This window comes from Pantoea sp. RSPAM1 (genome assembly GCF_038816185.1).
Lineage (GTDB): Bacteria > Pseudomonadota > Gammaproteobacteria > Enterobacterales > Enterobacteriaceae > Pantoea > Pantoea ananatis.
Window position 1 is genome coordinate 2,645,308 of sequence record NZ_CP046137.1, and the last position, 22,051, is coordinate 2,667,358.

19 protein-coding genes and 4 pseudogenes are annotated in these 22,051 nt (G+C 46.7%); 11 read left to right on the forward strand and 12 right to left on the reverse strand.

Annotation, left to right across the window (positions count from 1 at the left end):
• Positions 1 to 2: 2 nt before the first annotated feature.
• The 5 genes and pseudogenes from GKC68_RS12865 to GKC68_RS12885 form a co-directional block, all read left to right on the forward strand.
• Positions 3 to 230: pseudogene (locus GKC68_RS12865) on the forward strand (DNA polymerase V subunit UmuC); the annotation flags it as partial.
• A gap of 73 nt (positions 231 to 303) precedes the next feature.
• The gene (locus GKC68_RS12870; RefSeq protein ID WP_058707148.1) at positions 304 to 1,287 is read left to right on the forward strand and encodes a tyrosine-type recombinase/integrase; all 984 of its coding nucleotides are present in this window, start codon (positions 304 to 306) and stop codon (positions 1,285 to 1,287) included.
• Between the two features lie 2 nt (positions 1,288 to 1,289).
• Positions 1,290 to 1,964: a hypothetical protein gene (locus GKC68_RS12875; RefSeq protein ID WP_342656214.1), complete on the forward strand. Its 675-nt coding sequence runs from the start codon at positions 1,290 to 1,292 to the stop codon at positions 1,962 to 1,964.
• 92 nt (positions 1,965 to 2,056) lie between these two features.
• On the forward strand, positions 2,057 to 2,719 hold the full coding sequence (locus GKC68_RS12880) for a hypothetical protein (RefSeq protein ID WP_342656215.1): 663 nt from the start codon (positions 2,057 to 2,059) through the stop codon (positions 2,717 to 2,719).
• Positions 2,719 to 3,411 carry an integrase gene (locus GKC68_RS12885; RefSeq protein WP_342656216.1) on the forward strand — a complete coding sequence of 231 codons (693 nt, stop codon included), beginning with the start codon at positions 2,719 to 2,721 and terminating at the stop codon, positions 3,409 to 3,411. The genes GKC68_RS12880 and GKC68_RS12885 overlap by 1 nt, the downstream gene beginning before the upstream one ends.
• A gap of 595 nt (positions 3,412 to 4,006) precedes the next feature.
• On the opposite strand, the pseudogene GKC68_RS12890 reads toward GKC68_RS12885, so the two are convergent.
• The 3 genes and pseudogenes from GKC68_RS12890 to GKC68_RS12900 form a co-directional block, all read right to left on the reverse strand.
• Positions 4,007 to 4,521: pseudogene (locus GKC68_RS12890) on the reverse strand (DUF892 family protein).
• Positions 4,522 to 4,544: 23 nt separating this feature from the next.
• Entirely contained in the window at positions 4,545 to 5,018 is a 474-nt protein-coding gene (locus tag GKC68_RS12895; protein ID WP_028722066.1) for a ferritin-like domain-containing protein, read from the reverse strand.
• 125 nt (positions 5,019 to 5,143) lie between these two features.
• On the reverse strand, positions 5,144 to 5,311 hold the full coding sequence (locus tag GKC68_RS12900; RefSeq protein ID WP_028722065.1) for a general stress protein: 168 nt from the start codon (positions 5,309 to 5,311) through the stop codon (positions 5,144 to 5,146).
• Between the two features lie 852 nt (positions 5,312 to 6,163).
• Here GKC68_RS12900 and GKC68_RS12905 point away from each other — a divergent pair.
• The 5 genes and pseudogenes from GKC68_RS12905 to umuC all read left to right on the forward strand — a co-directional run.
• Positions 6,164 to 6,331 (forward strand): general stress protein, encoded by a 168-nt coding sequence (locus GKC68_RS12905; protein ID WP_072015821.1) that lies wholly within the window; start codon positions 6,164 to 6,166, stop codon positions 6,329 to 6,331.
• A gap of 281 nt (positions 6,332 to 6,612) precedes the next feature.
• A pseudogene (locus GKC68_RS12910) lies at positions 6,613 to 8,939 on the forward strand (FdhF/YdeP family oxidoreductase).
• A 694-nt stretch (positions 8,940 to 9,633) separates the two neighbouring features.
• Entirely contained in the window at positions 9,634 to 10,419 is a 786-nt protein-coding gene (locus GKC68_RS12915) for a manganese catalase family protein (RefSeq protein WP_342656217.1), read from the forward strand.
• 109 nt (positions 10,420 to 10,528) lie between these two features.
• Positions 10,529 to 10,780 carry a hypothetical protein gene (locus GKC68_RS12920; protein ID WP_028722062.1) on the forward strand — a complete coding sequence of 84 codons (252 nt, stop codon included), beginning with the start codon at positions 10,529 to 10,531 and terminating at the stop codon, positions 10,778 to 10,780.
• A 104-nt stretch (positions 10,781 to 10,884) separates the two neighbouring features.
• Positions 10,885 to 11,928: pseudogene (gene umuC, locus GKC68_RS12925) on the forward strand (translesion error-prone DNA polymerase V subunit UmuC); the annotation flags it as partial.
• On the opposite strand, the gene GKC68_RS12930 reads toward umuC, so the two are convergent.
• The 4 genes from GKC68_RS12930 to GKC68_RS12945 all read right to left on the reverse strand — a co-directional run bounded on the left by GKC68_RS12930 (position 11,921) and on the right by GKC68_RS12945 (position 13,640).
• Positions 11,921 to 12,163 (reverse strand): hypothetical protein, encoded by a 243-nt coding sequence (locus GKC68_RS12930; RefSeq protein WP_342656218.1) that lies wholly within the window; start codon positions 12,161 to 12,163, stop codon positions 11,921 to 11,923. The pseudogene umuC and the gene GKC68_RS12930 sit on opposite strands and share 8 nt — an antisense overlap.
• Before the next feature lie 135 nt (positions 12,164 to 12,298).
• The gene (locus GKC68_RS12935) at positions 12,299 to 12,544 is read right to left on the reverse strand and encodes a hypothetical protein (RefSeq protein WP_342656219.1); all 246 of its coding nucleotides are present in this window, start codon (positions 12,542 to 12,544) and stop codon (positions 12,299 to 12,301) included.
• 80 nt (positions 12,545 to 12,624) lie between these two features.
• The gene (locus tag GKC68_RS12940; RefSeq protein WP_047714040.1) at positions 12,625 to 12,855 is read right to left on the reverse strand and encodes a plasmid partition protein ParG; all 231 of its coding nucleotides are present in this window, start codon (positions 12,853 to 12,855) and stop codon (positions 12,625 to 12,627) included.
• A gap of 164 nt (positions 12,856 to 13,019) precedes the next feature.
• Complete coding sequence (locus GKC68_RS12945) at positions 13,020 to 13,640, reverse strand: ParA family protein (protein ID WP_342656220.1); 621 nt, start codon at positions 13,638 to 13,640, stop codon at positions 13,020 to 13,022.
• 443 nt (positions 13,641 to 14,083) lie between these two features.
• Between GKC68_RS12945 and GKC68_RS12950 the strand changes: the two genes are divergently transcribed.
• Positions 14,084 to 15,016, forward strand: a complete 933-nt coding sequence (locus GKC68_RS12950; RefSeq protein WP_342656221.1) for a hypothetical protein — start codon at positions 14,084 to 14,086, stop codon at positions 15,014 to 15,016.
• 639 nt (positions 15,017 to 15,655) lie between these two features.
• Here GKC68_RS12950 and GKC68_RS12955 read toward each other — a convergent pair.
• Genes GKC68_RS12955 through GKC68_RS12975 form a run of 5 tightly spaced genes read right to left on the reverse strand, consistent with a single transcriptional unit; the run spans position 15,656 to position 21,693 of the window.
• Positions 15,656 to 16,702, reverse strand: a complete 1,047-nt coding sequence (locus GKC68_RS12955; RefSeq protein ID WP_342656222.1) for an NAD(P)-dependent oxidoreductase — start codon at positions 16,700 to 16,702, stop codon at positions 15,656 to 15,658.
• A gap of 11 nt (positions 16,703 to 16,713) precedes the next feature.
• Positions 16,714 to 17,244 (reverse strand): hypothetical protein, encoded by a 531-nt coding sequence (locus GKC68_RS12960; RefSeq protein WP_342656223.1) that lies wholly within the window; start codon positions 17,242 to 17,244, stop codon positions 16,714 to 16,716.
• On the reverse strand, positions 17,220 to 17,693 hold the full coding sequence (locus tag GKC68_RS12965; RefSeq protein ID WP_342656224.1) for a 3-keto-5-aminohexanoate cleavage protein: 474 nt from the start codon (positions 17,691 to 17,693) through the stop codon (positions 17,220 to 17,222). The genes GKC68_RS12960 and GKC68_RS12965 overlap by 25 nt, the downstream gene beginning before the upstream one ends.
• A complete protein-coding gene (locus tag GKC68_RS12970) occupies positions 17,690 to 19,036 on the reverse strand; it encodes an MFS transporter (protein ID WP_264253618.1) in 1,347 nt (448 codons plus the stop codon). Before GKC68_RS12970 ends, GKC68_RS12965 begins: the two co-directional genes overlap by 4 nt.
• Positions 19,037 to 19,041: 5 nt before the next feature.
• The gene (locus GKC68_RS12975) at positions 19,042 to 21,693 is read right to left on the reverse strand and encodes a phosphoenolpyruvate carboxylase (RefSeq protein WP_342656225.1); all 2,652 of its coding nucleotides are present in this window, start codon (positions 21,691 to 21,693) and stop codon (positions 19,042 to 19,044) included.
• Between the last annotated feature and the right edge of the window lie 358 nt (positions 21,694 to 22,051).

Consider the following 22,051-nt stretch of genomic DNA (forward strand, 5'->3'; position numbering starts at 1 on the left):
CGATGTTTGTTCTGGCTGACGTCAACAGCTTCTATGCGTCCTGTGAGGCCCTGTTCAGGCCTGACTTACGGGAAAAACCTGTCGTCGTCCTCTCGAACAACGATGGCTGTGTGATTGCCCGCAGCAAAGGAGCCAAAGCCCTGGGCATAAAAATGGGGGCACCGTGGTTCCAGATAAAGACGCTGGATTTCCCGGAAAAAGTGCATGTCTTCAGCTCAAATTATGCGCTGTAGTAAGTTAAGTGGAATGCAACATTGAGCGTATAAACTTTGAACAGCAACGCTGACCTCAGAGGTAAACGTAATGACCATTTCACTAAACGACAGTGCCGTTTTACTGGCGGAACGCTGGCTGAAGCTGCTGTCCGACCTGGGGAGGGCACCGGCCACCCTGACCGCCTACCGCGCAGCCCTCAGCCACTATTTTGCGTTCTGCAGCCGGAACAATATTGAACCTGAAAAGGCCAGGTTTGATGACATGGCTGCCTATATCCGTCCTCAGTTACCCGGTATGCCTTTCCCGGCCGCCAGCGCCACGCTCCAGCTGCGCCTGTCGGCTGTCCGTCTCTGGTACGACTTCCTGATGTATCTTGACCTGTGTACGGTCAATCCGCTGCCCCGTTCCGGCTCGCCGGGCATGCTGTGTTCCGGCCGGGGGCTGGTCCCGCGCATCGTAAGGCTGCCTCGCATTCCTGACGATGCACAGTGGCAGCTTTTTCTGGCTCATGCCGCGGATTCTCCGCTTCGTGACCGGCTGATGCTGGCGTTAACCTACTGTGGTGCGCTGCGACGCTCTGAAGTCACCGCGCTGAGTACTGATGACCTTGACTTTGCCCATCGCCTCATCCGCGTCCGGGCTGAAACTACCAAGAACCGTCATGAACGGATCGTCTGTTACAGTCCCGCCCTGGCGCCAGTGCTGGCGGCTCATCTTTTACAGATGAAGCGGTCGGGGATGGTAAAAGGAGCCCTGTTCCGCTCTCAGTCCGATCGTAATCAGGGGGCACCGCTCTCTTACTGGACCTGGAGAAAAATGGTACGGAAATGGGCGCTTGAGTCAGGGCTGCCCGACATCTCAACCCATACTTTCCGCCACCTGCGGCTGACGCATCTGGCCCGTGCGGGCTGGAAACTGCACGAACTTGCTACCTACGCAGGCCACCGCGATCCGCGCACCACTCAGATTTATATTCACCTTTCCGGCAGGGATCTTGCCGCCCGGATGGCAGGAGCAATTGAAACGGCAGATATCAGGATGGCGAACCTCATTTTCGGCTTGGAGGAATAAGAATGTTACCGTCGCAACTACCGGAGAATGTGTGGGCTCCCTTCGACCTCTCCGCGTACAGGCTTGATGCTTTACTGACTGAGGCTGAAAAGGCCGCACTGGCCACCTCCCACAGCCGGGGCAGACTGCTGCGGATGAAACCTGCTCCTGAGTTTATCAGGCCACTGAAAGACATCGCAGCAGAAAGCGGATGCAGCAGCGAGGTTGCTGACCTGATAATACTGGACCTCCTGCGTGAGATGAATTTATCGGATATACCGTACTGGCAGTGGCCGCAGGAACGCTGGCAGACATTCAGTCGGACGGACGGAAAAGGACGGCCGCTGATGGCCGCTTTTGCCTGGCATTTCGCCGGACGGTATGATCCCCTCAGCAGGCCAGACATCAGAAAACCTGCCCTGTATACCTGTGCCATTTTCGGTCAGGCCATTTACTTCCGGGAGCTTCACCGCCTGACTGAAACCCTGAAATCGCTGGGCTATGCTGCGGGCAGCCAGGTAACGCATCTGTCGGGCATACTGGCCACGCTGATGATCATGAACAAAGATCCCGCCTTGAAACCTTTACGCCTGAACTGTTGTGGGAAGCACAGAACAGCACAGATTACGGGACATCCCGGTACATTGGCCGGATTTCACACGGCCTTGCTGCACTGGGCATCTTCAGCGCCCCGATGAGGATGCGTAATTATACCCGATGGTATGAAAAGCCCGTCGACGGGATCGATCCGGCCTGGGTCAGGTGGTGCCGGCGCTGGCGGGAAACGTCTGTGCTGAGGCCTCGCACCCGCGAAATGCAGTACAGCTTTATACTGCGCTGCGGCCTCTGGCTCGCAGAGGCCCATCCGGAGGTACGGGAGCCCGCAGACTGGACCATGGAAGTCTGTGCCAGCTATATCGCGGCGGTCGGCCGGATGAACGTGGATGAGCTGCAGCTGGGCACGGAAAGAGGTGTCCGGAAATCAGCGCGTTCTGGCGAGCCTATGATGCCTCACTCCCGTGCAAATTTTATTTACTCTCTCCGTCGCTTTATGAATGACTATGAGAACTGGGGATGGGGGCGTCTGCGTTTCAGTCCTGCCCGTCATCTTTCCACACCGGATAATTCTCTGTTCCGCCGCGGAGTCAATCCGAGGGTTATCGACGATCCGGTCTGGCTGAAGCTGGTATGGGCCAGCCTGAATCTGCGTCAGGAAGACCTGTTAACTGAAATACATTACCCGCTGGCCATGCTACAGGCGATGGCTGTAATCTGGACCCATGCGGGGCTCAGGATGGGTGAACTGCTCAGGCTGACCACAGGATGTATCACACCGCAGGCTGAAGATATTGTGAAAGAGGACGGCAGCATCATCCCGGCCGGTACCTGTGCTACCTGCATATTCCCGTCGGAAAAACCTCAAAAGCATTCACGAAACCGGTGGCGGCAGTAGTGAAGAAATATGTTGATGCCTGGCTGGAAAAACGGCCGTCAGAACAGGCCATGCTTGCTGACGAGCGGACCGGTGAGAAAGTCCGGTTTCTGTTTCAGTACCGGGGAAAACCTGCCGGCGGCGACGTCATCAACCGCACGCTGATACCGATGCTGTGTGCCAGATCCGGGGTTCCCGCTGAAGACAGCGGCGGAAAAATAACGAGTCACCGGGGACGCGCCTCAGCCTTGACCGCACTGGCCAGCGTACCGCAGGGCATGTCACTGTATGAACTGATGCAGTGGGCAGGCCATTCGACGCCCCAGTCCACCATGCATTATCTCCGTATCCGCCCGACGCAGCTGGCTGCCTCATTTGTAAAAGCAGACAGAGTCACGCACATGATCAGCGTACTGATAGACCATGATCCCGAAGCCGCCAGTCTGACCGGCCCTGCGACATATTATGATTTAGGCGATTCTTACTGTACCAAGCCTTTCTGGAGTAGCTGTCCGCACAGAATGGCCTGTATCGGCTGCGACTTTAACCTGTTGAAAGGCAGTGCACACGGTCTGATACTGGAGAGTAAAGTCTCTATAAAAAGATATCTTGAAGAAGTTCCACTTACGCCTGATGAGAAAGTCATCGTGGAGCAGGACAAAGAAAAAGTAGATCAGGCGCTTAAGCGATTATCCATTAAACCTAAAGGGTGAAACGGGCCGCTCTGTGCCAGAAGTGAACCCTTAGCTTATCGGAGCTGATGGCTTTCTTAAAAATATTCCCGTGCTTTTGGGCACAGCCCTTCATATAGCGTCTCGTAGGTTCGATGTGTATTTACTAACAGGCAAGCATCACTCATCCTTGAACGATACGGCTGTTTCATGATGCTTTTTACGGCTCTGACCTTCGTTTTATTCCGGAGAACCAAGACGACGCTGCAGAGATTCCAGGTCCGGCCAACGGCCGAATTTGGGGCCATTTCAGACATCATTTCCGCCTCTGTAAATCCCAGTTTTTATACAATACAAGTGATGCCACGTTTTCTGGTTCAATGCCTGTGACCATAAGCTACTTACCCTGTTTTGTTGCCAGCATGATAAGCTCGTGCATAAGCGGCTTCAGCTCCGCGCGCATTTTTATGGATGTACACAGAGTGTTCACCGGTATATCGGTGTGGGGTAAGTGGGAGCGAAAATTTCTCTTTTGTTGCTGGAATACGTAATGGCTGAGAGTCAGGACCCGAAAATCAGCCATCAGCCATGCGTTTTTTTAAGGGGGGCTGAACCGCTCCCCTTAATTACACATTTATTAACGTTTGGCTTGTGTATCAGGGTCTTCACTGAAGGTAAGGAATTGATCGGTCAGCTCTGGCAAATGACTTATCATCCAGTCTGACATTGCCAGCTCCTGCTCACATATCTGCTTAAGTACGGGGATACTTTCAAGGTCGCCGACTCGCGTCGCAGCGTTAATCAGGCTGGTATAGTGGCCAATTTTCGCATTTTCAAAAACATACCCGGCAACAGCGCCCTTGATGACCTCATCTTCAGCAAAAACACGCCAAACGCCTGTCCCATGGCGGCCATTTTCCCCATTACATCTTTCACGCTCGAATGTGAAATACCGTGGCGATCAAGGATTGTTTCTAGCTCCGCCTGTTGCTGGCGTGTTTCTTCGATATGGAGTTCAATGCGGGCGCGAAGCTGGGGATAATTTTCAAGGCGATTAGCCATTTGCTCAAGCATGGTTTCTGCCTGCTTTTCCATGGCATGAGCGTCGCGCAACCAGTCGTGATAATGAGAATGGATTGATGTTGTAGACATAAGCCCCTCCGGCCAGGATAACGCTACTGTTGCTCAGCAATAGTTGTGAGTTTTGCATCCGTGGATTTCTCCTCATCAAGCGTTTCTGCAAGCAGTTCACATGCTTCTTTCAGCCCGATTTTCGAGGCAAGCGCGATGAGCGTTCCGTATGCAGCTATTTCATAGTGCTCCACTTTCTGTGCAGCACCAATCAGTCCTGCATCACGCACCTCTCCCGCTTCAGTCGATTCGATCAGCTCCTGCGCTTCTTCAACCAGCCCTTCCAGCGCGTGGCATTTCATACGTACAATCCGGAGCTCCTCGTGCGCATCGATGGCCTTATCAATACGCTCGATCTGAACCTGCGTTTCGTTTAAGTGTTGCTGAAATACCGTTTTTAATTTTTCATCGGAAGCTGCACGTATTAACTTAGGCAAAGCACGCGTAATTTGCTTTTCAGCACTGTAAACATCTGAGAGGTCATGAATAAAAAGGTCGAGTAGGCTTTTTACTTTCATAGATTAACCACCATTCCGGCCAGTAATGAATATAAAAGGGAGAGGACTGCTGATATAAGCAGAGCTCTGTTAATAGCGTTCATGGAGCCTCCCTGCTCCTTACCATAATCCCTCAAGGTGCTGAATCAGGAATCACGATGGCTGTTTTTCCCACCTTTCTTACCTGCTTCAGAAGCCTTTTCACGGTCATTTTTAAAGTTACCACCGCTATTCTGGCCACCTTTCTTTCCCGCTTCAGAAGCTTTTTCTTTATCTTCAGCGAAGTTACCTGAACCACCACGATGCTCGGTCATAATACTTCCTCATTAAGTTAAAGTTAAATGCTTCGGTACCACACATTGTGCGTGGCATTTATAAGACTATTAAAAAACGTTCATGTTGCAAGCGCATCGGGTAAAAAATATTCTCTGAGGGAACATCTATACAACCATTCAATACCGTTCAAAGGCTTTTCTTACCGGGTTCTAATTTCTTACTTTTTTCTTACTTGTCGCTTCGATTAATCCCGAACTACCGGCATAATAAACCGCCAGTAAAGCACCTGACCTCTTACCCGTTTACGTATAAATGAGGGGTAATCGCAAGTACATCTATTGTACCTGCAGGCTTTTAAGTCAAAGGTATGCAGACCTGGTAACACAAAAGGCAATCACGCTTCGTACCGTGTAGATAACGCTTAAGTTTTTAGATTTTATTTCTCAATATTAAAACCTTACAAAAAAATATAACAACTTGAATTTATTTAAATTTTAAATCAAAGACCCACATTTAATCACATGGTAAACAATTTATTTTGCTAATAATGTTATGTTTGACATAAATAGAGTGGGTAGTAACTTTCTTTATAAAAACACAACCAGTATTACTGCTTCGTTTATTATTAAATGATCAGTACACTTGACTGAGTCTTATAGGATTACTCCTAAAACGATTTTAGTTAAAAGTTATACAACTCTCGAAAAGTATGTACAAATCCCATTTTTAACTCTTATGCAATCATGCAGTAACGAGCGCCTTAAAGCGAGCCGGTAAATTCTAGCAGGTATTTCAGTGTGTAATAAACCAAACTCTTCAACTGGATTTTATTTAATAAAAGCACAAAATAAATCTCTGAAAAATTTAACTGAATGAGAGAGGTGAAGATCATGACTACTTATCGTGGTGGAGCAGGTAATTTCGCAGCAGACCCCCAACGCGCTTCGGAAGCGGGAAAGAAAGGCGGTCAGAATAGCGGTGGTAACTTTAAAAATAATCCTGAAAGAGCCGTTGAGGCTGGACGCAAAGGGGGGAAGGTCAGTCGCCGCAGCAGTTAATCAGGCAATCATTTTACAACGACATGAAACCCTCATCACCAGCCTTAAGTACGATATCAGCAGGTCGGTATATTGATACAGGGATGCACGGATAAACCGCTAAACGTACCGCTTTGATAATGACTAATTGTCATCAGCCAAAATGTAACAGATGGCATAATTAAAATTATTAACCTCAGCGGTGTAAGTTGACATGATTATTAACAATGCTGTGATGACGCGTCATGACAATAACTGCAAAAGGCTCAAGCCAGACTGAATAAAACCCATTGAGGGGAAATATGAAAGAGAAAAATCGCACCACTGGCGTCAAACCTTACGGTGGTTCAGCGGGCGGCTGGGGGGCATTAAAAGCTGTAGCCGATGCAATTCGTGGGCAAATGGCGGTTAAACAGGATGTTATTGCCTTGTTCAGGGTTAACCAGCCTCAGGGTTTTGACTGCCCCGGCTGTGCCTGGCCGGATCCTCAGCATGCTTCTTCTTTTGAATTCTGCGAAAACGGCGCTAAAGCGGTCTCGTGGGAAGCAACCAGCAAGCGTGCCGGGCCTGATTTTTTTGCTGTTAATCCAGTCAGTGAACTCTGGGAACGCAGCGCTCTGGAGCTTGAAGGTGAAGGCCGGCTGACTCATCCCATGAAATATGATGCGGCAAGTGATACTTATCATCCTGTAGCGTGGGAAACGGCATTTTCAGAGATCGGCAAGCGGCTCCGCAGCTATAGCGACCCGGACGCAGTGGAGTTTTACACGTCCGGCCGCACCCCTAATGAAGCAGCCTTTCTATGGCAACTTTTTGCACGCGAGTACGGTACCAATAACTTTCCCGACTGTTCCAATATGTGTCATGAGCCCACCAGTGTCGGTCTGCCCGAGTCTATCGGTGTGGGGAAAGGTACCGTCGGGCTTGATGACTTTGACCACTGCGATCTCGTGTTGTGTATTGGCCATAATCCGGGGACCAACCATCCGCGCATGCTCGGCACATTAAGGGAAGTCTCAAAGCGCGGAGCCACCATTGTGGCAATCAACCCATTGCGGGAAAGGGGGCTTGAGCGTTTTACCTCGCCACAAAGTCCGATAGAAATGCTTTCGCTGGGCTCTACGGAACTGGCCTCGACTTACTATAAAGTTCGGGTAGGTGGCGATGCCGCCATGCTCAAGGGGATCATGAAATTCCTTTTATCGATGGATGCTGCAGCCAGAGAAAATGGCGAACCAGGCGTGATTGATAAGAACTTCATCAATGAACATACCGAAGGATTCGACGCGTTAAAGGCCGATCTGGATGCCACCAACTGGGAGCACATCCTTAAGGTTTCTGGCATGGAGCGGGAAGAAATTCAGCATCTGGCCCGCCTGTATGCTGATGCAGAACGCACAATCATCTGTTATGGAATGGGGATTACTCAACATCAGTACGGGACGCAAAACGTTCAGCAAATCGCTAATCTGCTGCTGATGCGTGGCAATGTCGGCAAAAAAGGGGCGGGTATTTGTCCGTTACGCGGGCACTCAAATGTTCAGGGCGATCGTACAGTAGGGATTACAGAAATCCCTGCGAAAAGTTTTTTAAACAGTATTGAAAGGGTTTTCGGTTTTAAACCGCCTGAAAAACATGGTCATGGTGCGGTGGAGGCTATCCGTTCTGTTCGCGACGGCAAAACCAGTGCCCTGCTGTGTCTCGGTGGTAACCTGGCGGAAGCGATGTCTGATCCGCAGGTTACCTTTCCCGCCATGCGCAGTCTGGATCTGGTCGTACACATGGCCACCAAGTTGAACCGGTCGCATCTGCTTCTGGCAAAACACAGTTATCTTTTACCTGTGCTGGGCCGGACTGAAACGGATGAGCAGCGCTCCGGTGTACAAAGCGTAACGGTGGAAGATTCTATGTCGATGGTACATGCTTCACGCGGCACGCTGGAGCCTGCATCACCCCATCTGAAGTCCGAACCGTTCCTTGTCGCGAGCCTGGCTAAAGCCACCCTGCCCGATACCGTGGTTGACTGGGACAAAATGACACGCGATTACAATAATATCCGGGAAGCAATTGAAGCGGTTATTCCCGGTTTTGAAAACTTCAATCAGCGCATTAAACAGCCGGGAGGTTTTCGTTTACCCAATGGCGCTTCGGAGCGTATCTGGCATACACCGTCAGGGAAAGCGCAGTTTCTGGTCATAGCCGGTATTAATGAGGACCCACGCTCACTGAAATGTCACGATCTGGTCCTTACGACGCTGCGCAGTCACGATCAATACAACACCACACTTTATGGCTTAAACGATCGTTACCGGGGGTAACAGGACGTCGTGACGTATTGTTCATTAATCCGGATGAGGCGGAGAAACGGCAGCTACGCGTGGGTGAACAGGTTAATGTTATAGCGCTTGATCCTGAAGGAAAGCCTACGCCCAGACGGATGAACGGGCTGACGATTGTGGTGTATGACATGGCTTTTGGCTCTGTGGCTGCCTACTATCCTGAAGCTAACGTGCTGGTTCCGCTGGAAAGCCATGATACCAAAAGTGGCATACCTGCTTACAAGAGCACGCCTGTCATGCTGGAACGCGTGCAACCGAATGTAAATCCAGACGCCGGGGCCATCCGTTAAGTGCATCCCTGCCGCACTATTACCTTTGTTTCAAAAACCAGTAACAGCCATTCGGTGGGTAATGCCATCCGAACAGCTATCTACCCTTCGCCTGCTTTCAGGACCTGAGAGCAGGGCAATCAACAATTTGTGCCCCTGGAGCTCTGCTCCTGTCGGGTTGCTGCTTACATTGCCCGATATACTTAACGGTCTCTTCCCTTCAAATCAAAGCACTGAGGCGGACAGAATTTAGACATGCGTGGCCGTCCCCGAAACAAAGTACCGCTCTGTCTTTGTCGGATTGATTCTGCACACTGCTTGTGCTCTTTCTGTTTATTACATTTCTTATATACCACAGAACTTGTTCAGGCTGTGCGCCGAAATTACGAATGAGATTCTTTAAACGAGGATAAGAATCGTTATCAATAAAGAGTTTTTCCATAGCATTAAAAATTTGCCAATATTCAGTTTCTTAATTTTTTTACAGTCTGTTTTCGCTCACCCCTAATTTCGTTAAATCAATACGTTAAACGCTGCAATGATAATGAAACGTACCTCGTTACGCTTTCTTTATCCCGTATTTGTTACCAGGCTTTTCCCGTTGCCCGATTCACACTAAACAGGAGAAAACCATGTTTCATCACTCATCAAAACTTCAGTACCCTGTGCGAGTCAGTACCCTGTGCGAGTAGAGAAACCCGATCCTGAATTCGCCATGCTTCTTCAGCAGGCCATTGGTGGCGTCGAAGGGGAAATACGTGTCGCGATGCAGTATTTTTTTCAGGCCATGGGTGCCCGCGGCGATGTACGAATAAAGGATTTGCTTATCTCGACGGCAACTGAAGAGCTCAGTCACATTGAGATGCTGGGTCACGCGGTGGCACTCAACCTGGAGGGCGCGCCCCTTTCTTATCAGGAAGCCTCGGCGAAAGATCCCGGGGTCAATGCGATCCTCGGAGGAATGAACCCGCGTCATATTCTGTCATCCGGTCTGGCGGCACTGCCGGTAAATGCCAACGGTATGCCGTTTGATATGAGTCATATTTATGCCTCCGGCAACGTGGCAGCCGATATGCTGGCAAATGTAACGGCCGAAGCCACAGGGCGCGTGCTGGCAACCCGGCTGTATAATCTGACCGAAGATAAAGGCATGAAAGACTTCCTCTCTTTCCTTATCGCCCGCGACACGATGCATCAGCAGCAGTGGCTGGCGGTGATTGAGGAAATGGGCGGGCTGGATGCATCACTTCCTACCCCAAACAGCTTCCCACAGGAAGAGGAAGCACAGGAACATGCTTACTACTGTCTGAATACCTCGTTAGATAAACCCTTGCCGAAAGGCCGCTGGAGCGAGGGCCCTGCCTTTGACGGTCGCGGGGAGTTTAGTACCAAAGAGCAGCCGGAGATTTTAGGTGAGGAGCCCTTGTTGGGCAGCGCTCGTCCCGGCTCTGGCGCCCAACAGGAACAAATTGACTGCAGTATGCCGCCGCTGAAACGCTGATCACCAGAAGGACCGTTTCAGAGGTCTGACGCTCAGTGGGAACGGAATCTCACGTTGAGAGGTTGTGGTAATGTGGTTATAGAAAAGGATGCGGTAAGGATCCTTTTGCGTGTTGCCACTACCAACGGCCGCAGGGATTACGAAAATTCCGTTGCAAACTTTTTTAAACAGGACAGAAAAGGTTTTCGGCTTTAAGCCGCCGGAAAAACATGACCATGGTGCGGTCGGGGTCTGGCAGGCTGAGCAACTTGTTTACAACGTTAATCCACTGATACCTGAATATCGACCCTGGCAACAGGATACTCAAGGGGCAATGAAGGATTTATTGATATTAATCTGCCAGGCTTACTTGCAGCGATAATCCGGACATTTAAGTTAATCATATAGTTATTGTAGTGGCGAATTTCTGATTCTCGATGCCATCAAATACGTAAATAATGTGTAGATTTTCCATTCCACATAAATCATTCATTATCGCAGAGAACCATGTCAGTGCTTGAGGAAATGACGCCCAGAGTCGAGCAGTATTCCATCAATGAAATGTTCCTCGATCTGAGCGGCATCGATGGCTGTGAGGACTTTGAGCACTTCGGGCACCGGCTGCGTGCCCACGTTCTGGCCAGAACCGGACTGACGATTGGCGCCGGCATCGGACCAACCAAAACACTCGCCAAATCAGCCCAGTGGGCCTCTAAAGAGTGGCCGCAGTTTAAAGGCGTGCTGGCGCTGACGCCCGGAAACCCGAAGCGGACCGAAGCGCTGCTGATGCGCCAGCCCGTCGAGGAAATCTGGGGCGTTGGCAGGCGTATCAGCAAGAAACTGAACCTGTTCGGCATCACTAACGCGCTTGAGCTGGCGCGCACGCATCCCGCCTTCATCCGGAAGAATTTTTCGGTGGTGCTGGGAAGGACGGTGCGGGAGCTGAACGGCGAGGCGTGCATTCCCCTGGAGGAGATGCCGCCGGCAAAGCAGCAGATTGTCTGCAGCCGCAGTTTCGGTTCACGTATTACCACCAAAGTGGCCATGCAGCAGGCACTCTGCCAGTACGCAACGCGAGCCGCCGAGAAGCTCCGGGGCGAACGCCAGTACTGCAGGCACATCAGCGTGTTTGTCCGTACCTCACCGCATGCTGTAGGCGAGACGTTTTACGGCAATACGGCCGGGGAAAAACTCACCCTGCCCACCCAGGACACGCGGGACATCATCGGCGTGGCCATGCGCGCGCTGGACCGCATCTGGATAGACGGCCACCGGTACATGAAGGCCGGCGTCATGCTCGATGACTTCACGCCTCACGGCGTCAGCCAGCTGAACCTGTTTGACGACAACCGGCCGCGGGCGAACAGCGCGCAGCTGATGCAGGTGCTGGACGGTATTAACCAGTCAGGCCTGGGACGGGTATGGTTTGCGGGTCAGGGGATCGATACTGAGTGGAAGATGAAGCGGGACATGCTGTCACCGGCGTGGACGACGCGATGGAGCGATATACCGGTTGCAAAAGTTACCTGATGAACACTGCAGCTACGGGTATCAGAAACGCCGGGTTCAGCACAGATAATACTCCTCCCACTATGGCCAGCATCAGGAAAACAAACCGCAGTTTTCTTCGCTCGGGGGAAAGCGGTAAACAGGTCACCGCGCCTGCAACCGCGATGGTCAGGATTAAAGGGAAGGCATTCATCATCGTCAGAAATGAAGGTAACGGTAATTGAGCTATGAGGTCTATTACCGCTTTCACAGTCATATCAGTATGTCATCCTGAACCAGCGCCCTGAGCGGTTGGCAGTGCGAACTGTCATTCGGAGCGTACCCGTGGGTTCCGTATTTCAATATAACTAATCAATAAACACAATCCTGTCGCCAGTGGGAAGTATGGGATTCAGGGTTTCTGCCTGTTTTTCCTCCACGTTTCGCTGGCCAGAAAAGCAGAGCGTGTCCCGACGACCGCCCACAGCAACTGCAGAACCACAGAAACGATGACGCCGGGATGTTCCCATAACAGCAGCGGAACGATAAACAGCATACTGACAAGGAAACCCCATTCCCCTGCACTTTTTCTGTCATTGCCGGTTAGCTTTCTGAGTCCAACAAATCCCACAATCAAAAAAAATAATCTTTTCACCATGGCCTCACAGATTTAAGAATCTTAGCTAACCCATTACGGCTGATTTATGGGCAATCATTTGATTTAAAGAGAGACGATTATTATTCGTTTTTTTCAAGCCAATCATCTACCAAATGATTAATAACATCAGTTAGTGAAGTTCCTTTTCTTGCACAAGCAGCTTTGAACCTCAGGTGTTTGCCTTCATCGAAGTTGACGTTCACACGTTTGACTTTTCCAGACACGACAGTTGGTGCAACTATCTGCTTGAGATCCCTGTTCTCACCGAACGTCATTTTTTTACTGCTGCTATGAGCCTTTTCAAGTGCCATTTGACTCTCCACGGTATGCGTTAAGTTATATTTGAGTACTTGAGTACTTGAGTACTTGAGTACTTGAGTACTTAAGTATTTGAGTATTTGGGTATTTGAGTGATTGAGCGTTTATGCGCAATATATCACAACTTACTCCATTGTGTATTTACTCATCTACTCACTTACTCAATAGAACTAACTATTTCTTTAGTAAGGATTTCCACTTCACCTTTCGCTGCGCCATCATTGGATTCAAAAACACTGTCTCCATCCAGAATGGATTTTACATACACCTGACGCTGGGTGATTGCAGTGCGAAAACACCTAACCCCGGTGTCCTTAATACTTTCTTTGAGCACATTCAGCATGGTTGCCTGCTCAATCTTTCGCGTTATGAGAAAACGAGCTTCCACTTTGCGACTGTACGCCTGCGCTTCAAGAACCGTTACAACACTACCCGCAGCTGAGAAATCTAAAGGGCTTGGAGTAACAGGGATAATGACAAGGTCGCTCACCATCACTGCAGCAGAAGTGATTACGGACAACGATCCGGCCCCATCCACTATGACGTAATCATATTCAGAAAGATCTTTCCGAATACCGTAGACATCTTTTTCAGATGCAGCAGTGAAAACATCGAATGATGCTTTGTCAGATTTACTCCAATTTGTCAGGCTCATCTGAGGGTCTGTGTCTACGACAGCAATGTTGTAGCCACTTCTTGCCATCGCCGTACTCACGTTTATGACAGCTGTAGTCTTACCAGACCCACCTTTAGGATTCAAAAAAGAAATTATCTTCATGTAGAACGCCCTGTGTATAAACTCAAATGCAATTATGAGTAAATGAGTATATACCCATAAAATGAAGTTAGAAAGTGGTTTTACACAAATACTCTAAAACACATATGAGTATTTACTCATTCATAAGCTATTGAAAGTTCGATGATAGAATGTGCAATGGATACTCATAAAACTGCTTACTCATATGAGCCTTTACTCACATAAGCATTACATATCATGAGTTTAATAACTCGAAAATCATACTGTAAAAAGACTTACTAGTGAGTAAATACTCATAGCATCATTTACTCATATACATGCAGGAGGACTGGTTTTCCATGTTTTAGCTCACTGAAATCAACGTGGTGAATCGAGACCGGTGCAACGGGAGGATTAAGGCAGTTCTTAAGCTTTTAAAATATTGCCGATTGTCATGTTACCTAACTGCAATAACTGGAGTTTATATGCACAATTACCTGCCTTGTACACTTGCATCAATAATGGTTGTAGTTTTATCGGGATGCTCTGGTGTACGTGATGTTTCAGGCCAGCATTATGAATACGAAAATGCAAACAGCCTGGCATGGAATATCAGCACCGCTGCGGGCATGACATCATTCGAGGATGCAAAGTTAAATCCACCGCTCAGCGCGCTATACAGCCGGAAAGATTACGATCTGTCTTATCCAGCAAAATCGCCTCAAACGTTAAATGAGTCAACCCTCTCACTGGCTCCACTGTTACGTTTTACGCCTACGGGAATGGCTCCAGAATACTGGTGGTTTAACCGCATACTGGCATGGATCCCTACAGAACTGGCTAAGACCCCTCAACAGGCATCTACTGTTCTGGCAAATACGATTCAGGAAGCCGTATTGACCACGCTGAAGGAAACAAAACGCCCGATTGGAGAGATAAAAAACAAAGAAGGGGACAATGGCTGGATAGACAAATATGCCTTGCAAAATACTGCTCCGCGCTTTGTCGTAGTTCACTTTTCTGATTCAGCTGCGGGTTGTGAATTCCCGGATAAAAATGTTCCTTTTATCGAACGGATAAAACTTCCCAGCTGCACTTTCTTCGCCGAATTCCATGATCCGGAAAAAGTTGTCAGTACGCCGGCATTCATCACCCCAAACGCCACGGGTAAAAGTTACCTTATGCGTCCTGACGGCCTGAACTCGAGTTTCGTGGCCGACGCCTTCGATAAATCGTCTACTCTCTCTGATGATGACAGGACACGAATGACTTATGATTTCTTACAAAAGGTCAGTCAGCATATTCCTTCGTGGGTAATTTTTTATATTTCACCGCACGAACGCGCGGGAATGCCTGCGATGGTCTTACAAAGTGGAAAAGTCTATTTCTTTATGACTGAGAGACCATCAAAACCGTAGTTCTATAAAAACCTCTCTCTGACGCAGCGCCTATGCGGTAGTTTTGCGCATTAGGTAGCTGCAGAGCAGGGATGCATAGTCCCCGTGATTGTGATTCACCAATATTGATATGCCCATAACATCAGCTCTCTGTCCCAAGCGGACAAAGATCAGTTAATGAGTCCGCTCGGAGCCGATAGCGGAAGTAGCTAGCAAAATTCTGTTATTATTAACGGGGAGCGGGTCAGATGGCCTAGCCGTTCATGATGCGATCCAACACAGATTGCTCGGTGAATTTCACGTAATCAGCCTATGGAATAGGCTTCGGTTTAGTTAACACATTTGATTTAAGTGTGAACGGTGACGGCCATGAACCGTACATTATCCATACGTCCGGTGCTCGGATTGCTGCGTTGCTGTGTTCCTGCATTGTGCCATGCGTAACAACGCTGCGATGTGCTGCCGTGCGGTGAGCGGAATTAGCAAATGTGGCACCGCATATTGAAGACGCGAGAGGATCACAAGATTAGCGGAACTGTCTAACAGGTCGGATATCATTACCTCACCTGAACCCTTTTGCAGCCGTATTGCCTCTCAAGCAGCTACTGAGCACCGGATACACACTCTCATTTTGTTAAAATACGTCAAGCTATAAACAGGCTAAGACTCATGTAAGTCAGAATTCAGTCTGGTTAAAATCCCCTCCTGAGCACGAATAGCGGCATTTATAAGAGCCGATTCAGTTGAACCTGCAATATGAGGAGTAAGAAGAGCTTCATCATTTTGCTGCAGAGGGCTAAAAAAATGTTCGCCTTCAGATTCTAAAGTATCGAGAGCGGCACCAGCTATCCATCCTGGATGCTTGTGCATAAACTGTGCGAGAGCATGCTCGTCAACAATCCCACCACGGGAAGTATTGATCAGACAGGAGCCGGTTTTGAAAAGAGGTAAGACTGAAGAATTTATCAAGTGATATGTTTCGGAATTGAGGGGAAGATGAAGTGAAATAACATCATTATTGCTAAGCAAAAACTCAATATTTTCAGCCCTGAATACTTCCAGCCCGGCGGCCATTTCATCAGTAAAACGAGAACTTCCTAACACTGTAACAGGAATCTTAAAAGGTCTGAGAAGATGAATAAGAGCCTGAGATATTGCTCCGGTTCCAGCCAGCCCTACTGAAACGTCACAAAGTGATCGGGCTGGCGGAAGGGCAGTTTTGGACCAGATACCGCGCCGCATTTTTGACTGATGCCAGCAGGAATGCCTGAGCATCGCAAGCATCTGAAGCAGTGTAAATTCCGCTACTGCTGAAGCATTAGAGCCTGGCGTATTAAAAACGTCAATGCCAAGCGATTCAGCCATTACCAAGTCGATATGGTTCATGCCCACTCCAGCCTGGGCAATGATTTTTAAACGAGTATCAAGGGTCTCTCTGGTGAGAGAAAGAAGCAACTCCGGACCTATAGGAACATTCTTACGGAGTTTCATAGCATCAATTCCACCGTGATCATCTGCAACGGCCACAATTTCCCTGAAATTATGTGTGTCAACATTTACTCGGTGAACAGAATAATTTTGCGAGGGCAGACTACAGGGAGTCTGGGTATTAACAATCAATTCCGTACTGTCTGAAAGATAACCCTCGATCTCTTTAGCTGACAGTTTTCCGGGTAAAACATCTAACAGGAAAATCTTGGTTTTCATTTATTTTTCCGTCAGGCTAGAGGTGTAATTTCCCCACCATACTCATTAATGAGATGGCAGGCTGAGTGTGTCAGTGATTCATTAGTAGCAGGTTGTTCATATAGCACAGGACAATCTTCAAGACCAATACGGAGTGCTGTGATCAGCGGATTGTCTACCGCAAAGGCTATCCAGTCACGGCGAATATCTTCCAAGTGAGGCGTTCCAGGACGCAAGATCACCCCCATCACAATGTCACCCTCATGTCCTGTCTTGTCAATAACCCGTCTGGCGCGCAGGACAAGTTCACTCATATCATATCGAGAACAGCCACTGAGAGAGGGAGTAAATTCAGGCAACAGAACAAGGCGTACATGTGTCCTGATTAGTTGTTCAGCCTGAATTTTTTCAACAATGTCCATGCTGTCACGAGTGGTAATCTCAATTTCCTGGCCAATATTTAGAGAATGGAGCTGTTTTGTAAGCTCGTCATAAAACATATGAGTTACTGCCGGAGACTGTGCTGAACTTACATGACCTATATCGGTATCTTCGTCAAACATTCTGACTTCAGTAGCGGTAAATCCTGTGACATAGTCGGGTAAAAAAGGGTCTCTGGCTCAATACAAGCAAGCCGTATTTTTTCAGCTTCAGCGAGAAGTTTGCATTCATCAACACAGCCTGACTGTCTGAGTATGCTTTCACGATGGGAAATTTGGTTGATGACTTCCCCAGACCTGCTCGTAGCCAGACAAAGTGAGGCATCAGGGAATTGCTGACGGAAGCTGGAAGTAAATTTTCTGTACCACGCTGCATCAGCGACATGTAAATCGCCTGGCGCACGAGAATGCACGTGAAACTGTCTCGCCCCCAGTCTGTAACAGACCGCTGTATCTTGCAGCGCTTCTTCTACTGAGCATGGTAAATCCGGAACGCCATTTGGCGCAAGAACACTAGGACCTTTACCCCATTTTGAGCCATTTAAAGCGACTGATAATTTTAAACGTTTCATAACTTCTCCGGAATGGTGTTATAGAGATTGAATTTTTTGATGAAAAAAAAAGTTACGGAAATTCCCGTAATTAACAAGGGTATGAACAGCACTGTTGTAATGTTATGAATTTCTATTCCGGCAGCAAACATCACAACTGCAAGCGTAGTTCCGGCGCCCTGAAATATCTGCTGAGCTACAGCGATGTAAGTAGACAGAGAATTGTATTTTGAAGAATCCATAACCATATATCCCATAGCATTCGACGACGTCATAAACAGTGAGCGACACAATCCAAGCACAATCATAGGAGCGGCATAAAAATCAATGGTAAATAAGACCAAATAAGAAGCACCAGAGAGAATGCAAGTTAGTAAAATAAAAAACTCACAGGATAATAATGAATTGAGGGACCTGACTACTGGCTTAGACAGTAACCCACCAACAGCAATGAGCGACATCAGATAACTGGCATTCGACAGAGTTAAATGCATGCAATAGTGAAGATAAAAAGGAATTAAAGCTAAAATAGCCCCATAAAAAAACCTGCCAGAACAGAGCATTATAAACCAGAAAGTAAATTTACGGCTTCTGAAAACAGACAAGTCTATGAAAGAAGATGTTTTTACTCTGATATAAGAAAAGGAAAAACCAAGCATCAAAACAAAGAAAACAATAGAAGCAAAATAAAAAACAGACTGAAATTTTACACCTGCACAATGTAATGCTAAAAAAACCATTAAAAAAAGAACTAAAAGGTAAATATACCCCGTCAGGAAAAACGAAACAGTTGGGGAGTCTTTACTCACAGGATAAATTTTTATCGCAACTAATGTACAAAAGGTGACCATCGGAATGTTAATGAAAAATATATACCTCCAAGTATGATTTTCAGATAAAAATCCCATCAGCAAGGGGCCCACAAGTGGACCAATAAGTGCAGGAATAGTAATAATGCTCATAACATTAAGGTAATGATTCTTTTCTATTCGCTCGATCAGTAAATTACGCCCTACCGGAACAAGAAGAGAACTACTGAGACCGTGAAGAAATCGACCCAATAAAAAAAGGAAGAGTGAGTAAGCAAAACCACAAAGTAAAGAGCCTGCTAAAAAAAACAAACAGGCCAAGATAAAGCAGTTTTTGGTACCGTATTTGTTACTCAAAAAACTCCCCAAGGGCAGGGTAAAAGCCACACCCGTATAGTATGCGATAAGGGCATTGCCAGCCTGATTTAATGTCAGGGAAAATTCCTTCGCCAGCATAGGCAAAATAAGGTTGACCACAGATGCGTCAAAATTATCAGTAAAAAGTGCCAGTGCAACAACCCAGGACAGTAAACCGACCCTATGGGGAGATGACATATCTGCTACTCCTCAATGGCATATATCAATGAGTGATCGGTATTAGCAAGCTCCAGAAAACCTGAGTAAAAGTTCTGAAGCGCAGCAGGAGACAGGAAAGTAACATCTTTCTTGGTGTTGATAAGCATAAGTTTGTATGGTGTGAGCATATACTCTTTCCAGTTAACTTCCTCAAGAAGAGCTTTATCGCTAAGAAGATCCTCAGCAGACAGATATTCAGGTGTAGGATGAGAATATCCATGCATAGAATTCCACACCAGTTCCTTTGCCAAGATAACTTCATGTGAAATCCAGCAAAGTAACTGATAAAGAGAGGTTTTATCACTACGCTCATAATCTTGTGCGAGTCTTCTAATAGTGTCATTATTAGGTCTCGACCAGCCGGAAGTCTGCCACATTAACTCTTCGTCTGTTCGAGACAGGGCATAAGCGATATGTTTTATGTAGCTGGCGAACTTTATGTCGGTCTGTGCCCTCTGGAAAACCTGCTCAGCAGATAAGAGTTCAAATGCACCGGCACCCAGTAATTCACTATGAATACCCGTCAGGAGTATTGATCTTGTCCATGGTATAGCCCTTATTGCATCGGGCCGCGATTCGAACTCGGTTATGTTGTATAGGCGAGTTGGCGGACGTGTCCCTTTTGCTGTCCCTCTAACAATATCAAATCTACTGATTTTTTTTAGGAACATTGTCACTGCTGGCGTTTCAAAAAAATTGCTTTGATATCGTTCGACAACCTTACTCCAGACTTTCTGAGAGTTTTTGAGTGATGAAAAATCTTCAAGAGGTGCTTTCTGTAAATGCATGTCATACACATCACAAAAAAAGTTAACAGCCTGTCTGTTGCTTAACAGGTGAGTACGCATTTCAGCACAACCAGCCAACATGAATCGGGTCTGTACATCACGACTAGCACCGTATTCATTAAATATTTCTTTGAAATTACCGTTACAGCGTGCATGCTCTCCGCCAGTGATGACATGCCTCACTAATTTAATGCCAAAAGACTGGGCAATAACTTCATGCTCTCTGGCCAGAGACATATTGAGCTTGTGCATACCCTTACCTCCCTGTTTGCCAGTATCACTTGGACCAAAAGTGATAAACTGTGTATTGTCCAGGGATGTAAGATGCTTACGGTATAAGTCGTTTGAATATAATTTTTTTATTTTCCCCAGTGTTTCAATAGCCCCATGACTGTCTTCCGGCTGAATAGCAATATTGATATTATCAAGATTGCTCTCTGTTTTAGAGAGGAAAATAAGTTCAAACACACTGGAAAGGTATCTGGCCTCAGCGATTCCATGCGTTTTCATCATATCAGGGAAACGACTCATCAGAGTGAACCTTTCCATAATATTCCTTGCATCATACATTTTTATGTATTCAGGGTCAGAATCAATCAGTTCTATATAACTTACCGCTGTGTACTCTTTTTTTCTTTTTTGATATTCCAGCTCTGTTCTCTCTGTATACAATTTTTTTAATTTAACAGGGGTAAAATCCTCGCTTTCCTCCATCAAATAGCATAAAAGGTCAATTTTTTCGTCTTCGCTAAGCTCAGAGTAATTAAGTAAAGCGGGGTATTTTAAATTAATTACATATCCGGGAATAATTGTATCAACCACAGAAGATAATATTTCTTCATTGTCCCGAAATTCAATTTCAAGATAGTGAAAGCCAAAAGTTCGCACTTTCATAATGAGCGTATCTACAAGATGATTACTCGTATTTTTTATCTTGATTGCAGCCAAATCTGAAATAAACTCTTCAGCATTTCTGTAAGTTACGGGGATGGATTTAAGTTTAGTCTTGATGAGGTCAATGTCTTCAAACGCGCTGCAGCCTTTATGGGTTGAAATAATGTCAAGATCCTGAGCGTAACGCTCCGTTATTCTTTTTCTCAGGGTAACGATAAGTTCTTCTGTATCGCTATTTTTTTCAAATGGCCTCCCGTCTTTATCTCCATATAGCCACGTGTATGCTGAAAGCCATTTCTTATCCAAAGGAATGTTCATCAGTTCACAGGTAGGAACTATTGCATCATAAAGCAGGTCAGCATAAAAAACCTGAATATCTATATCATTATCATTACCACCATTCCAGACTGAGTAAATAACCGACCCCAGGGTATTAATTAAATCTGATTCATTTGGTTTGAAATCAGTATCCTCAAGCAGGTCAGCAAGCAACTTGAGTGACTTCGTCACGGGAAACTTGATCTGCTCTGTTTCTTTACACAGTAGTCCTATATGAAAATTGAGTGGTCTAAACTCACGGAAGTCCCTCATATTATAATGTCCGCCATAAATCTCAGTCGCACGACTAAGTCGTACGGAAAGATTCGCTAAGAGTTGTTTTAAGAGGAGAATACTCCAGAATGCAAATCGATGTTCCTCACCATAAGAAATTTGTTGTTCATGAAACTGCTCAACTGTTTTTTCATTTATGAGATCGATATAGCTAATACGTTCGATATCATCAATGACCGAATCATTTATTTCAACTATTTTTCCATCACGGAGAATTTCAAGAGTTTCTGACCATAAACGGGAGAAAAGTTCTTTTGATGCGAATAAAGTAGTTCCGGAGCCATATTTATGGCGATGCAAAATCGATTTAGATGTACTATCTTGATAGTTTTCGCGAAGCATATTAGCACTCCTAAGGGATGTAAAAGACAAATCATAAACAACTCTTTACAACCACAATATTTAGTACGGAAACCACACTTGAAGGTCAACAACTAAGGTTAGCACTGAAAAGATTCGTTATATCAATACATTAAGAATTAAACTGAAAAACATATACTTATCAATACCAAGCTATTCAGTAACTTAGATAAAAACCTCTACGAATGACTGGCTTACTTTAAATTTGTTTAAAACTGTAAAATGTGTTGTTTTTTTAATATGTCACATTTTATTTGTCGTGTTCTTTCTTAAGTTTTAGCTTTACAAGCATACAATTTAGATGCTTAGATTATGTAAAGTTGCTCAAAGTAGTTGTTCA